The organism is Almyronema sp. (assembly GCF_052168255.1).
Taxonomy (GTDB): Bacteria; Cyanobacteriota; Cyanobacteriia; order Phormidesmidales; family Phormidesmidaceae; genus Sphaerothrix; species Sphaerothrix epifaneia.
In genome coordinates, this window is sequence record NZ_JBQLZL010000043.1 from 1 (window position 1) to 13,796 (window position 13,796).

General features: G+C 51.6%; 13 protein-coding genes. 6 read left to right on the forward strand and 7 right to left on the reverse strand.

Translation table 11 applies throughout. The features are described from left to right. Positions 1 to 34: 34 nt before the first annotated feature. Both moaA and ACTS3T_RS10495 read left to right on the forward strand, forming a co-directional pair. Entirely contained in the window at positions 35 to 1,024 is a 990-nt protein-coding gene (gene moaA, locus ACTS3T_RS10490) for a GTP 3',8-cyclase MoaA (protein WP_377967189.1), read from the forward strand. An 84-nt stretch (positions 1,025 to 1,108) separates the two neighbouring features. Continuing rightward, entirely contained in the window at positions 1,109 to 1,924 is an 816-nt protein-coding gene (locus ACTS3T_RS10495) for a methyltransferase domain-containing protein (protein WP_377966995.1), read from the forward strand. Positions 1,925 to 2,149: 225 nt separating this feature from the next. Here the strand turns inward: ACTS3T_RS10495 and rpsD are convergent, their stop codons facing one another. From rpsD to ACTS3T_RS10515, 4 genes are all read right to left on the reverse strand, one after another. Continuing rightward, positions 2,150 to 2,758, reverse strand: a complete 609-nt coding sequence (rpsD, locus tag ACTS3T_RS10500) for a 30S ribosomal protein S4 (RefSeq protein WP_377966997.1) — start codon at positions 2,756 to 2,758, stop codon at positions 2,150 to 2,152. A gap of 51 nt (positions 2,759 to 2,809) precedes the next feature. Next, a complete protein-coding gene (locus ACTS3T_RS10505) occupies positions 2,810 to 3,928 on the reverse strand; it encodes a TRAP transporter substrate-binding protein (protein WP_377966999.1) in 1,119 nt (372 codons plus the stop codon). Between the two features lie 117 nt (positions 3,929 to 4,045). Beyond that, positions 4,046 to 6,286, reverse strand: a complete 2,241-nt coding sequence (locus tag ACTS3T_RS10510) for a putative PEP-binding protein (RefSeq protein WP_377967001.1) — start codon at positions 6,284 to 6,286, stop codon at positions 4,046 to 4,048. Positions 6,287 to 6,390: 104 nt separating this feature from the next. Continuing rightward, a complete protein-coding gene (locus tag ACTS3T_RS10515; protein ID WP_377967003.1) occupies positions 6,391 to 7,182 on the reverse strand; it encodes a class I SAM-dependent methyltransferase in 792 nt (263 codons plus the stop codon). 61 nt (positions 7,183 to 7,243) lie between these two features. On the opposite strand from ACTS3T_RS10515, the gene ACTS3T_RS10520 reads away from it, so the two are divergent. Beyond that, positions 7,244 to 8,041: a hypothetical protein gene (locus tag ACTS3T_RS10520; RefSeq protein WP_377967005.1), complete on the forward strand. Its 798-nt coding sequence runs from the start codon at positions 7,244 to 7,246 to the stop codon at positions 8,039 to 8,041. Between the two features lie 24 nt (positions 8,042 to 8,065). Here the strand turns inward: ACTS3T_RS10520 and ACTS3T_RS10525 are convergent, their stop codons facing one another. Together ACTS3T_RS10525 and ACTS3T_RS10530 are read right to left on the reverse strand one after the other, a co-directional pair. Further along, the gene (locus ACTS3T_RS10525) at positions 8,066 to 8,410 is read right to left on the reverse strand and encodes a carbon dioxide-concentrating mechanism protein CcmK (protein WP_377967007.1); all 345 of its coding nucleotides are present in this window, start codon (positions 8,408 to 8,410) and stop codon (positions 8,066 to 8,068) included. Between the two features lie 144 nt (positions 8,411 to 8,554). After that, the gene (locus ACTS3T_RS10530; RefSeq protein ID WP_377967009.1) at positions 8,555 to 8,965 is read right to left on the reverse strand and encodes a Fur family transcriptional regulator; all 411 of its coding nucleotides are present in this window, start codon (positions 8,963 to 8,965) and stop codon (positions 8,555 to 8,557) included. Between the two features lie 99 nt (positions 8,966 to 9,064). Here ACTS3T_RS10530 and purS point away from each other — a divergent pair, with 99 nt between their 5' ends. Both purS and purQ read left to right on the forward strand, forming a co-directional pair. Then, on the forward strand, positions 9,065 to 9,334 hold the full coding sequence (purS, locus tag ACTS3T_RS10535) for a phosphoribosylformylglycinamidine synthase subunit PurS (protein WP_377967011.1): 270 nt from the start codon (positions 9,065 to 9,067) through the stop codon (positions 9,332 to 9,334). A 74-nt stretch (positions 9,335 to 9,408) separates the two neighbouring features. Next, positions 9,409 to 10,107: a phosphoribosylformylglycinamidine synthase subunit PurQ gene (gene purQ, locus ACTS3T_RS10540; protein ID WP_377967013.1), complete on the forward strand. Its 699-nt coding sequence runs from the start codon at positions 9,409 to 9,411 to the stop codon at positions 10,105 to 10,107. Here purQ and ACTS3T_RS10545 read toward each other — a convergent pair. Next, positions 10,104 to 10,487 (reverse strand): hypothetical protein, encoded by a 384-nt coding sequence (locus ACTS3T_RS10545; RefSeq protein ID WP_377967015.1) that lies wholly within the window; start codon positions 10,485 to 10,487, stop codon positions 10,104 to 10,106. The genes purQ and ACTS3T_RS10545 overlap by 4 nt on opposite strands. A gap of 240 nt (positions 10,488 to 10,727) precedes the next feature. On the opposite strand from ACTS3T_RS10545, the gene ACTS3T_RS10550 reads away from it, so the two are divergent. Beyond that, positions 10,728 to 13,784, forward strand: coding sequence for a TIR domain-containing protein (locus ACTS3T_RS10550; RefSeq protein ID WP_377967017.1), 3,057 nt, complete (start codon positions 10,728 to 10,730; stop codon positions 13,782 to 13,784). The last annotated feature ends 12 nt before the right edge of the window (positions 13,785 to 13,796 follow it).

Genomic DNA, 13,796 nt, shown 5'->3' on the forward strand with positions numbered 1-13,796 from the left:
TTCTCCCCCCACCCCTTCTCCCCCACCCCACCCAATGCCCAACCGCATCGACTACCTGCGCATTAGCCTCATCGATCGCTGCAATTTCCGCTGCCAGTACTGTATGCCAGAAGGCGAAGACCTGGCTTATGTGCGACAGCAAGACTGGCTGACGCTAGATGAACTCCTCACCTTACTCAAAGCGGTTTTTATTCCTTTGGGGTTTACCCGCTTTCGGCTCACGGGGGGAGAACCGCTCTTGCGACCAGATGTGGTCGAGATTGTGCGAGCGATCGCCGCTTTACCCGAAACGGCGGATCTGGCGATGACCACCAATGCCTTTCTGCTGGCTGACAAAGCAGCAGCCCTCTATCAGGCAGGTTTGCGCCGTATCAACATCAGCTTAGATTCTTTAGATCCCACCATTTTTCAACAGATTGTGGGCGGTCGAGGGCGATCGCGCTGGTACGAAGTTTGGCAAGGCATTCAAACGGCGCATCGCGTGGGCTTTGCCCCCCTGAAGCTCAATGTGGTGGTGATCCCAGGGGTCAACGACCATGAAGTGATGGAGTTGGCAGCCTTGACCTTAGAACGAGAATGGCATGTCCGCTTTATTGAATTTATGCCCATTGGTAATGGGGCACTCTTTGGTGAAAAAGGCTGGATTGACTCTGAAGCGATTCGGCAACAAATTCGCGATCGCTGGGGGTTAGTCGATGCTGCGGTGCGCGGCAACGGCCCAGCCGATGTCTTTCAAATTCCAGGTGCTAAGGGAACGGTAGGCTTTATCAGCCAAATGTCTGAATGTTTCTGCGATCGCTGCAACCGTATGCGCCTGTCAGCCGATGGCTGGCTACGCCCCTGTCTGCTCAACGAAATTGGGCAGGTTAACCTGCGATCGCTGCTGCGAACCGGAACGCCGATGACAGAAATTCGCGATCGCGTCGCCCATTTAGTAGACATTAAGCCAGAGATTAACTACAAACAGCGAGAGTCCGGCACTTTAGGCACCTATAGCCGCACGATGTCTCAAATTGGTGGCTAGGATTCTGCCCAAAAAAGTAAGGTTTCTCATTCCTCAAAAACACTCCCGTTGCATCCGTCAACTGCAAGTGACAGGCTACTTAGGATGAATAGTGAAATCAAGCAGCAACTCGCCGGATACTACAGTGGCCGCAGCGCTACCTACGATAGCGAGAGCGACTTTCATCCGCGTTTAGCGCAGCATTTGGTCAACCAAGCGAAGCTAAAACCCGCTCAGCGGGTTGTCGATATGGCAACGGGTACCGGACTGGTGGCGATCGCCGCCGCCCAACAAGTCGGGACTCAAGGATATGTTTTGGGCATCGATTTTGCCGCTGAAATGATCCAGCAAGCTGCCCAAAAAGCACAAGCGCTAGGGCTAAACAACTTGCAACTGCGTCTGGCAGACGTGGAAACTATCAAGCTGCCACCCGCTGATTTTGACGTTGTCTTTTGCTGCTCAGCGCTGGTCTTGCTCAGTGACATTCCGGCTGCTTTACAGCACTGGTACACGCTCCTGCGGCCAGGGGGGCAGCTAGCCGTTAATGGCTTTTCAGACTACGCCTTTGTCGCTAGCATGGTGATGAATCGGGTTGCTGCCCGTTACGGCGTCAAACTTAGAGATTGGAACCAGCCCACAGGAACGCCAGCACGCTTTCAGCAGCTTTTGACAGCAGCAGGTTTTCGGCATGTTCAAATTACCGCCAAACAGTTTGGCGGTTACCTCAGCCTAGAAGACTTACAACGGTGGTGGCGACTACCCAGCGATCGCCCAAATCCTTTCGATCGTCCCCTTTTAGCCCTTTCTCAGCTTCAGCTTAACCAGCTTAAACAAGAATATTTTGCTGAACTAAAAGCGATCGCCACTCCCCAAGGCGTTTGGAATGACATCACTACCTACACCGCGATCGCCCGCAAATAAAGCTGTAGCCACCCGCGTTGAGACACTTTTGAGACACTTCAAGTGCTGCAAGCGCTGACACCAACCCCTCATTCTGCCCTCACCCTTCTGCCTTTAGCGATAAATAACCCCCCAGGACTGACGGATCCGGGGGGCTTGAGGAAAACTTTTATCACTTGCGCGGTAAGAATTTGAGTACGCCCACTTGCTATCAGCCAGCGAAAATCCAGTGGCTGAATTGGCAATCTAAGCTTGACGAGAGTAGTACTCAACCACAAGCAGTTCGTTGATGTTAAGCGCAATCCACTCACGCTCAATCACACCATTGACCTTGCCAGTCAGCTTGCCTTTATCAAATTCCAGATGGCTTGGTAAGTTTGCCAAACCTGGAAACTCTAGATTGGCTTCAACTAGCTTGCGAGAATTGTCTTTGTCTCGCACACTGATGACATCACCCGGACGGCACTGATAGCTAGGAATACTCAGCACTCGGCCATTGATGGTGACATGACCGTGGTTCACCAACTGACGAGCAGAGGGAATCGTAGGTGCCATGCCCAACCGAAAGATCGTATTGTCTAAGCGCATCTCTAAGAGCTGCAACAAGACTTGTCCGGTTGATCCCCCAGCGCGACGCGCCTTCTTTACATAGCGCAGTAGCTGCTTTTCAGTTAAGCCATAGTTGAAACGCAGCTTTTGCTTTTCTTCTAGTCGAATAGCATATTCAGACTTTTTCTTGCGAGCCTGACCATGCTGTCCGGGTGGATAAGCCTTCCGAGGAGACTTACGAGTCAGTCCTGGAAGTTCTCCCAGTCGGCGTACAACCCTGAGGCGAGGGCCTCTATATCGCGCCATGTAGCTTTCTCTCCGTTAAATTCTTTCCAAAGTCACCATTATACACCAGCCTTAAGCATTCGCTCTATTTACAAAACCAGAAAATCCCAGCTCGTTTACCCGATTCCAAGCGTAGACCTCGTCGCGAAACTGTTTCCATTGTTCGTAGATCGAGCGAAAGGTAGCATCGCTGCTCGCATTTTCTTCGTACAGTTCAAAGGCTGCCTTCTCTGCTGCTGTCATAATTTCTGGGCTGTAAGCAACCAACTGGGTGCCCTTGTCTAAGAGACGCTGGAGCGCTGCCCCGTTAAGCGCGTCATATTGAGACAGCATGTTTAAGTTGGCTTCATAGGTGGCCGTTTTGAGCACTTCTTGATATTCGCTGGGTAAATTGTTCCACTGGTCTAAATTCACCTGTAGCTCCAACGTAGCTCCTGGCTCCCACCAGCCTGGATAGTAATAAAATTCAGCCGCTTCATTCAGACCGAGCTTTTCGTCATCATAAGGGCCAACCCACTCTGCAGCATCGATCGCGCCGCGATCTAGAGCCAGATAAATTTCACCCCCTGGCAAGACCTGCACGTTGACCCCCAACCGCGCCATGACTTCACCTCCCAACCCAGGAATGCGCATTTTCAATCCCTGCAAATCGCTGGTAGAGCGAATCTCACGCTTAAACCATCCTCCCATTTGCGTACCCGTATTTCCGGCAGGAAAGTTAATGACGCCGAAGTCAGCATAAAGCTGGTGCATAGCAGCTAGCCCGCCGCCATGATAAAACCAGGCATTTTGCTGCTGGGCATTGAGGCCAAAAGGAACCGTCGTGCCAAAGGCCAGGGCTGGATTTTTGCCCACGTAGTAATAGCTAGCGGTATGACCGCATTCGACCGTACCCGCCTGCACGGCGTCGAGTACCTGTAGCCCCGGAACAATCTCACCCGCTGCAAACGGCTCTAGAACAAATTTGCCGCTCGTCATCTGGCGGACGCGCTCAGCAATGGTTTGGGCACCGCCGAAGATCGTATCGAGTGACTGGGGCCAACTGGTTGCCATACGCCAGCGAATAGTGGGCAGGGCTGAGGCTGAGTCCGATTGAGCCACGGTGGGATCGCCCGCTTGACCACAGGCGGCTAGCACGGTAGCTGTGCCAGCGCTGACGGCGGCGTAATTAATCAGTTGTCTTCGCTTCATGGCTAAACAGAAGATTATTGAAGTGTTTTAGTATCTGATGACACATTTAAGCACTCCGCTTTGGTTATCTCGCAACCGCAGCAGAAATCTTTGCGAACTGGCTTATCTAAAGGACGGCTACGATCGCCGCTGCTCGGCCTGGATGATGGCGCGATGGGTTGACTCTATGGCGTCTACTTCAACTGAAATAGAGCTAATGCCGAGTTCAACTAAGTACCTCACCATTTCGGGGTAGCGCACTGGAGCTTGGCCACAAATTGAGCAAGGTAGCTGTAGCTGTTGGGCTGTTTGCATGAGCTGTGCGATCGCGGCTAAAACAGCAGGATGGGATTCTGTATAGAGTTCTGAAAATTCTGGGCGATCGCGATCGACCCCAAGCAAAAGCTGGGTCAAATCGTTTGTGCCAATGGCAATGCCCCGAATGCCCGCTTGGGCGTAAGCTGACAGCAAAAAAAGCACTGAAGGCACCTCTGCCATTAGCCAAAGCTGAAACTGAGCTTGCTGCCAAAGCCCGATCTGTTCGCAACGTTGGCGGCAAAAGTGGACTTCTTCAACTGTTCGCACAAAAGGCAGCATAAGCTGAACGTTGGTTAGTCCTGACTGATAGACCTGCTGAATAGCTTTAAGTTCAATGTCAAACAAAGCCGGATAGTGCTGATAGCGCCAGGCTCCCCGCAGACCCAACATGGGGTTAGCCTCAGTCGGTGGGCTACCCTTCAAGTCCTGAAATTCGTGGGAGCGTAAATCGAGAGAACGATAACGAACTGGGCGGGGGGAGAATGCTTTGGCAAATAGGCTCAGACGATTGGCAATACGCGTGGTTAATTCGTCGTGCCAGTTTTGCTTTAACCAGTAGTCAGGATGCTGCTGCTCTAACAAGGGAAGCAGCATTAGCTCTGAACGCAGGAGGCCGATGCCATCTACGGGTACTGCTATTTGCTTTAACGGGGTCAGGCTAGCGGGCTGGCTGAGATTGACCAACAGTTCGGTATAGAGCCTTTTAGCGCTAAGCCGCTGCTGGGGTTGGGGAAATTGGGCGATCGCGGCTGGCAACGCCGTTTTAGACACCAAGCCGCGATCGCCATCAATCCAAACGTTGTCGCCCGTTGAAAGCTGCTGGGTAGCCTGGGCAACGCCGACGACTGCCGGAATACCCAGTTCTCGCGCCAGAATAGCGCCGTGGGAAGTTAAGCCGCCCTTTTCGGTAATTACCCCGGCCACTTGCTGTAAGGCCGGGAGCCAATCGGGCAAGAGCTGAGCCGCCACCACAATTTGCCCAGCTAAAGCGGGTAGCTCAGGCGATCGCAGCACAATGGTTCGGCCATTGGCCTGACCGGGGGCTGCCGCCAAGCCCGTGAGTAGCGTCGGGTGAGTTGGCGTCGATGAAGCACTCGCAGGGGCTATGACGGGCGATCGCCAGGTTTGAGGCTGCCCCTGCGTCAAGTAGAGATCGCCTGACGCCGTCATTAACCATTCCAGTTCTAAAGCAGTCCCCAAAATAGTTTCTGTCCGCTGAGCCAACCGCATCAGATCGTCTAGGTCGTCTTCACTTAGCTCCGGGTGGATCTCGGCGGCTAACCAGTGAGGCACGAGACAGCTAGCTGAAACGCCGGGATCAGCCACCTGATGGCGTAACAACTGCCGCCCTAACTGTCGGTCACGAAGCTGCCCCTGCTCAATGGAGTAGCGGGTAGGAATCGCCTCTCCTTGCGTCAGTGTCTTACCCAAGCCTGACACAACCCAAATTTGCGTGCGATCCTGACTGCGCTGTAACCGCCCTGCAAAACTGGCTGGCAGTAACGGCTGAATGAGAACAGCTAGCTGAATATCTTGTATTTGAATCTGCGATCGCTGCCAGTAAAACAGGCTTTTAGCACTAAAAACCTCAGCCCAAATGGTCTTCAGGGTAGTACACAATGCCGCTGGTGTAGCCCAACACGTTTGCGCGGGTAGTAAGCCACCCAACGCCGCCAAACTGAGGGGCGAAGTCCTTTTGGCTAAACTCACTGAAGGTCTGAGAATCAACGCCTGGTTCGCCAACAAATTTACCAGCGGTTGCCCCGACCACTGTAGCGGCGTGGCTTGCAAGGCTTGCTGAATTCGTCCGGCTACAGCCTGTAGTTGTAGCGCATTGCCAATATTGAGATGGAGCGACGAGGTCGATAGATCGGCCAAAAAAGGTTCTAAACGACTGGTCGCTTCAATAAACTGGCGAAAACTAAGAGGCAAGACAACCCAGCCTGGGGCAATTTGCTCTCCTTGCTGAGCCAACTGGCTAAGATAAAAAATCTTGTCACCGACGAGAAAGCGATCCGCTGGAGACAGGTGATTGAGTTGGCGAAGTTGAATCGTTTCCACGCTGACACCTCAGCAGCAGCCCTAGCTGCGCCTGTCTCTAACTAGGATGAGCAATCCTCTATTAGCAAGTTTAAATCAGCCGCTGGTCAATCTCTGGTTTAGCCTTAAGCAGGCTGCGTTTCTGCCAGATAAACATGGGTGGTGTAGAACAAGTCAATCCGGTCGCGATCGCCTGCGAAGTCCTCGTACAAATGTTTCAGCTCAGCAACCAACTGCTGATAGGCTTCCCCTTGTTGGGGCACGTAGGAAGAACTGCGGCAACGCCCTAGTAAAGCAGTTAAGTTCAAGGCTTGGCGATAGGCATAGGTGTGGTGCCGGAAAGAACCCAACAGAGGGCTAGCTTCAACCACATCTAAAGCCCGTCGATGTTCATGATGGGGGTAGCGGTTGCCAGTAGCCTGACGCACCATCTGACTGTAGGCGGCGGTAAAAGCGTCTGATTCGTCGCGATCGTTCCATACCAAGGCCAAACGGCCTGCAGGGCGCAAAATACGGTGAAATTCTTGCAAGCTAGCTTCGGGATGAAACCAGTGAAACGACTGAAAGCAAGTCACTAAATCTAGCGAACCGCGCATCAGCCCCGTCGCCTCTGCGGTTGCCGTTTGGTAAGTAACTAGAGGATGGGGAATGGCCGCCTGCTGCATGGCGGCATTTGGCTCAATGGCGATGACTTGTGCTCCGGCTTCGGCCAGCAATCGAGCCGCAATACCTGTTCCAGCACCGATGTCAGCCGCCCGAATCGGTGGCGATAGCTCGGCTAAAACATCAGCGATCGCAGCCGTTGGGTAGCTAGGTCGATACCGCGCATAGTCATCCGCCCGTTGAGAAAACCTATCTAAAGGATTTTGCTGGTAAAGCGGTGCTGACAAAGGGTCTTGAGCTGAAAAGCTGTTCATAGACGATTACCCAACGGTTCAAGACGTTTAGCCTAGATAGTAGCCGACAAGTCTGAAAAATATGTTAAGAAAGTTAACCAGGGGGCACGCTGACTGTATACCCTCGTCATCTGCCAGCATTCACTGGCTAAAGCAGCGGGTTGTGAGGCGAGTCGTCAAAAATTTACGCTCGGCAAAAACGCTGGTCACAACCTTGGCGGCGGATTCAACGCCAAGTAAACAGGCTTTTGCCCTTATTTATCGCTATAGAGACTTAATGCTCGTGCAACCGTCTACTCCTTCCTCCATCGCGCCTGCTCAAAAAATTGCTCAGTGTCGCCTGCTGCTCGGTCGAGAGCAGTATAGCCCCTGCCATATTGTGGTTGCTGATGTGGAAAAGCGGCTAGCGGCGATCGCCTTAGACGGTAAGTTTTATAGCTTTTTCAAAAGTGTGCCAGAAGGCAGCAAAGCCCTCAAAATTGCGGCGATTTTGAGTGGTCGGGGTGAAGAAGTGGTGATTACGCAAACACCTAAAGGCTATGCGGCGTGGCTGCAAGAACCCGGTGCCCAACTTGCTCCGGCCAAGCAGATGCGGCCTATTTCTCCTGTATTTGGGCCTTCTCCCTGTACCGTCTTACGCGATCGCGCCTTGTTTCAACCCTGCCGACTAAGCGTTAGCGATCTCGCAGCCCCCCTCGTCGGCATTCAGTTTCAAGACAGCCTCTACAGTCTCTATCGCAAAGAAAAAAATGCTGACGAAGCGATTAAAATTGCAGCCAAGCTTTCGCAACACAGCGACGAAGTGGTCGTTATCTGTGCCAAAGAAAACTATGTTATCTGCGTTTTAGAGCCAACGGCTGTTATCTTTAGTGACGATTAAAAGCCACCCCCCAAGGTCGCCCTTTTATGAACTGCGACCGGGAAGAATAGGCACCTCAACCGCCTGACGGAAGCGCTCGACACTCTCATCAAAGTCAATTGGCAAAACGGCTACCACGTTTTCGTGAGGACGCGGAATAATTACCCAGGTTTCTAAAACACCCCCAGGGGCGTTTTCAGCCGCTTCTACCCCGGCTGCCATTGCTGCTTTAACTTCAGAGATATCCCCTCGGATATTGACGACAAATCGAGCGCTCCCCGCCCGAATGTAGTTAACCAACGTTACCCGCCCTGCCTTGACCATGGCATCTGCTGCTGCCAGCACAGGCGGAAAACCTTTTGTTTCAAGTGAGCCAACAGCTTGTGGCATTGTCAATCTCCTTTGCAAGGTATCGTTTTTACAGCCAAACCTCATTGTACGAGGCGAAGTGGGTCAAGATTAAAAAGTGACGAAATTAAAATAAAAAATCTTAGGGTTCAATAAAACTGATACATTTGGTGATTCTTGACCGGGCTAAGAAACCGAATTAGCCGTCTTTGCGCCTTCGGCTTGGCAGTTGGGGCAGAGGCCAAAAAATTCTAGGGTGTGGTAAAAAATTTTGAACTGATGCGACTGGTTAAGATGTGCTTCTAGCTCATGTACCGGACATTCATCAATCGCGATTGAAGTGCCACACTGGAGACAGGTGAGATGATGGCGATCTTCTTGAACAGAACTGTACAACGATTCGCCATTAGAAAGCGTACGCACCTGAACCACACCTTCTAACTTGAGAGCCTCTAGCGCCCGGTAAACGGTAGCCAGCCCCATACTGCGATTTTGCTGCCGCAGCTCTATGTAGAGATCTTGGGCAGAAATGCCCCGTTCTAAGGACTGCAACACCCTCAGAACCTGGTCTTGGCTACGGGTTCGTCGCGCTTTCATTCTCTCTCGCCTCTGCCGTTTCTTTTATTCTTGCAGCTTAGCCCCTGTCAGACCTAGATGCGGTAGGATCGAAAGGCGTTGCCGTTGTTAGAGATTGCTGTGTCACACCCGTATCAGGCTAAGATTTACGTTACGCTACGCCCCTCTGTTCTGGATCCGGCAGGAACAGCAGTTCGCTCTGGCTTAACGCATATGGGCTACACCAACGTTGAGCAGGTGCGCATCGGCAAATACATTGAGGTGTCGCTTACGGCTGAAAATGAAGACGCGGCTCGGCAACAGCTCGATCGCATGTGTGATCAGCTACTGGCGAATCCGGTAATTGAGAACTATCGGTTTGAGCTGCAGGCGCTGTCTGCGATCGCTTAGCGACACTTTCCCCAGAAGGGCGATATCTGAAATTGAGATCTCCGTTCGGTCAACCGCTCTGACATTTATTCGCGATGAAATTTGGCATTATTGTTTTTCCGGGTTCTAACTGCGATCGCGATGTTGCTTATGTCACCCGTGATCTGCTCAACGTCCCGACTCGCCTCGTCTGGCATGAAGACAGCGATCTCTCTGATATTGACGTCGTGATTGTACCGGGCGGCTTTAGCTATGGCGACTATTTACGCTGTGGGGCGATCGCACAGTTTTCGGCAGCCATGCAGGCGACCATCGCCCATGCCCAACAGGGTAAGCCAGTAGTGGGCATTTGCAACGGCTTTCAGATTTTGACCGAAGTTGGGCTACTGCCCGGTGCGTTGGTGCGTAATCGTAATCTGCACTTTATCTGCGATCGCGTGCCGCTCAAAGTTGAACGTAGCGATCTTCCCTGGATGCAGCAGTATCAAACCCATGAAGTGATCACACTGCCCATTGCTCACGGCGAAGGCTGCTACTACGCAGACGCAGAAACGCTGAAAACGCTCGAAGACAACAACCAGATACTTTTGCGCTATTGCCACAGCGATGGCACGGTCGATGAGTCAAGCAATCCCAACGGTTCGCTTCATCACATTGCGGGCATCTGCAACGCCGCAGGTAATGTACTGGGCATGATGCCTCACCCAGAACGGGCGGCTGACCCAGTGCTTGGCGGAACTGACGGTATTCGTCTATTCAAAGGCTTGTTAGCGCAGGCGATCGCCGCAGCTTAAGTCCCCAATCGATGTTCTTCAATCCAGCACATGACGTCGGCGGCAGATTCGGCGTAAAGGGTTTTGCCCGTCCGCGGATCGTGTGCATACCACCAGCGGTTACCGTCAGCGTCTTGTGTTAGCTTAACCTGGAGCTGCGATCGCTGCCGCCATTGCTGCCGAATCGCTTGTAGCCACTGCTGAATTCTTTGCCCTCCGTGCAAACGGGGGGTAGAGTGACTCCAAGCTTCGAGCTGTTGCTTTTCTCGTTCTAATAAGCTGAGTAGCCTGCTGTCGCGGTTTGCCTGAGCTACCTCAATCCGATGAGCCAAAGCTGCAGCTATATTAGCCTGGTGCTGGCTATCCGCAAAAAAGTGAGTGTTTTTGGTTGCAGTCGTCATAGTTTGAAACCGATAAATGAAAGTAGTGATGGCCTCTCTTTCTAATCTAAATTAAATTTCTGTAGCTAAAGCTACCGTTTGTTGAATTTGTCTAGATTTCCAGACAAATCATCAGCGCTCCCGCACCAGCGGCTATCAGCTTAGGGAGCTGTTAAAAAACTCAGAAGCCAAGCCTCATCCTGGGGGACTCATGCCTTAATGGGAGAGACTTGTGACAAAACGCTAAAGGAACTTGGAAACATGGGTCAGTTTCAAGACGCGTTTATTTCTTATGGCAGAGCCGATAGCAAGCAGTTCGCCCAAACGCTAAATCAACGCCTGATCGAAGCAGGCTATGAAGTCTGGTTTGACTTTGACGATATTCCGCTGGGAGTTGACTACCAACAGCAAATTGACGTCGGCATTGAACGGTCGCACAACTTTCTTTCAATCATTTCGCCTCACGCTGTCAATTCGCCTTACTGTCGTCTAGAAGTTGATCGAGCTGTTGCTTACAACAAGCGCATCATCCCCCTCTTACACGTTGAAGAAATTAGCCGAGCAACCTGGCAGCAGCGTCACCCTATGGGAACTGAAGCAGATTGGCAAGCTTACCAGGCGGCAGGCAAGCACGCTAGCTTCGTCAACATGCATCCGGTTATTAGTAAAATTAACTGGGTTTATTTTCGAGATGGGATTGATGACTTTGAGCCAGCCTTTCAGGCTTTACTGGCTGTTTTTGAACGACAAAAAGACTACGTCCATCAACACACACAATTTTTAGATCTGGCTTTAACCTGGCAGCGCCAGCAAAAACAGGCACGCTATTTATTAATTGGCGAAACGCGGCAGCAAGCCGAAGCCTGGTTAACCACAAAGTTTAGCCCGCAACAGCCACCTTGCTGGCCGACTGATTTGCAGGCTGAGTTCATTACTGAAAGCACTAAAAACGCTAATGGTCTAATGACGCAGGTGTTTTTAGCCCATGCAGAAGCTGACCAGACAAGTCTGCACAAAATTCTAAATGCTTTGCGCCGAGAAGGGTTCACCGTCTGGACAAATACCACTGACATTCAAACGGGCGAGGATTTTGAGCAAGCCGTCAATTGCGGCATTGAACAGGCGGACAACGTTGTCTATCTGCTCTCACCGCAGGCGATCGCTTCACCCTACTGTCAGCACGAGTTAAACTATGCTCTGGCATTAAACAAGCGCATTATTCCTATTCGGGTATGTCCGGTTCCTACCGAGCAAATTCCGGTCGCGCTCAAAACGTTGCAATACATCGATTTGGCAGAGAGTTGGCAGACTACAGACGCTTGGCTAGATGAAAGCGAACTGCTCAAGATTTTGCGACAAGATGCGCTTTATTTTGCAGAACACAAAGTTTTGCTGACTAAAGCGCTGAAGTGGCAGCGACAACAGCGCAATCCCAGCATTTTGCTGCGCGGCTACAACCTGCGGCATGCGGCAGCTTGGCTCAAAGTTGCCCAAGCCCGCCCTCACCACTTCCCAACGGCCTTACAGGTAGAGTTTATTCAGGAAAGTTTACGACAGCCGCCCGCAACTGCTTTAGATGTTTTTATCTCTTATTCGCGTGCTGATTCGGCTTTTGCCCGTCGGTTGAACGATGCGTTGCAGCTTCAGGGAAAATGTACCTGGTTTGATCAAGAAAGTATTGCCTCTGGAGCTGACTTTCAGCAAGAGATCTACCGGGGAATTGAAAGCGCTGATAATTTTTTGTTTATTTTGTCGCCGCGCTCGGTGCAGTCGCCTTACTGTGCGGATGAGGTTGGCTATGCGGCCAAGTTAAACAAACGGCTGGTACCCGTGCTGGCGCAAACCTTGAGCGGGTCTGATTTGCCGCCTGCGCTGGCAACAGTGCAGTGGCTTGATTTTAGCCAGCAGGCGCAGGAATTTACAGATAGCTTTAGTCAGCTCATTCGGGTTTTAGAAACCGATCGCGATTATCTGCGCAGTCATACTCAATGGTTGCAGCGAGCCGTTGAATGGCAGCAAAAAGAACGCAATTCAGATTTGTTGCTACGCGGCAGTGAGTTGGCGATCGCTGAGAATTGGCTACAAGAAAGCGATCGCCTAAACAAACAGCCACCCCCCTCTGATCTACAAAAGTCTTTTCTGCAAGCGAGTCGAGCGGCTGCCGACCGGGCGGCTAAGCGAGAGCAACATCGGCTAATGGTGATGAAACAACAGTTGCGTCTGATTGCAGCCGCGCTGGCGATCGCGATTGGGGGTTTATTTGCCAACGGCCTAGTGGGCTGGTTTTCGTTTCGCGGTGGCCAACAAGCAATACGCACGCTCACGGCTCAGCTTAGTCAAACGGTTAGCCACAATATTCAACAGCGAGTAGTTACTTATCTAGAAAATGCCTATGTATTGCCCAATCTGACTCGTCAGGCAATGGCTGCTGGCGAACTGCTGCCCAACGATTTAGACGGCCTAGGTCGCTACTTTTGGCGTCATTTAAGTTTTTTGACTGGCCAAAGTATTTACTTTGGCAGCCAATCCGGTAACTTTGTTGGCTTGCAACACTCGGCTGGGCAACAGTTCGAATACTGGCTGCAAGATCAAAGCCAATCTAGCGATCGCCTAGACTATCGCCTGAGCACCACCGGAGAGCGAGGTGAACTGCTGCGTTCAACCGCCTACGATTCACGTCTTCGTCCTTGGTACCAGATAGCCGCACAAACAGGTGAAAATAGCTGGAGTCCGGTTTATGCCTTCAGGCGCTCTGATGATGAACTCGTGCTGGGGGTATCGGCAGCGGTACCCGTTCACGATGCCCAAGGCCAACTACAAGGGGTCATTTCAACGGATTTGCTGCTCACCCAAATTAGCGAGTTTTTGCAACAGTTAGACATTAGCCGCTCTGGTCAGGCGTTTATTATCGACAGTCAGGGACTGATTGTGGCTAGCTCCGCCGCCAATACACCAGGCTTTGTTAACCAGGGTGACGAGATTGAACGACAAGCGGCCATTGATAGCCAAGATCCTGCCATTCGGGCTGCAACCAGACATTTACTGCAAAAGTTTGGCCAGTTTGACCAGCTAACAACTGAACAAAATAGTTTATTTCAACTTGAAGGCGATCGCTATCTGACTGATATTGATCAGGTGAATACTCAGCCGACCGTAGATTGGTTAATTGTGACGGTCATTCCTGAAGCTGATTTTATGGACGAAATTAGAGCCAACGCCCGTCTGTCACTCTATGTTGGCATTGGCGGTTTGATTCTGGCGAGTGGCCTGTCAATAGCTGTTTATCGATCGCGCCAGTTAGCCAAACGAGAGTTTTAGGGTGATCGCTGT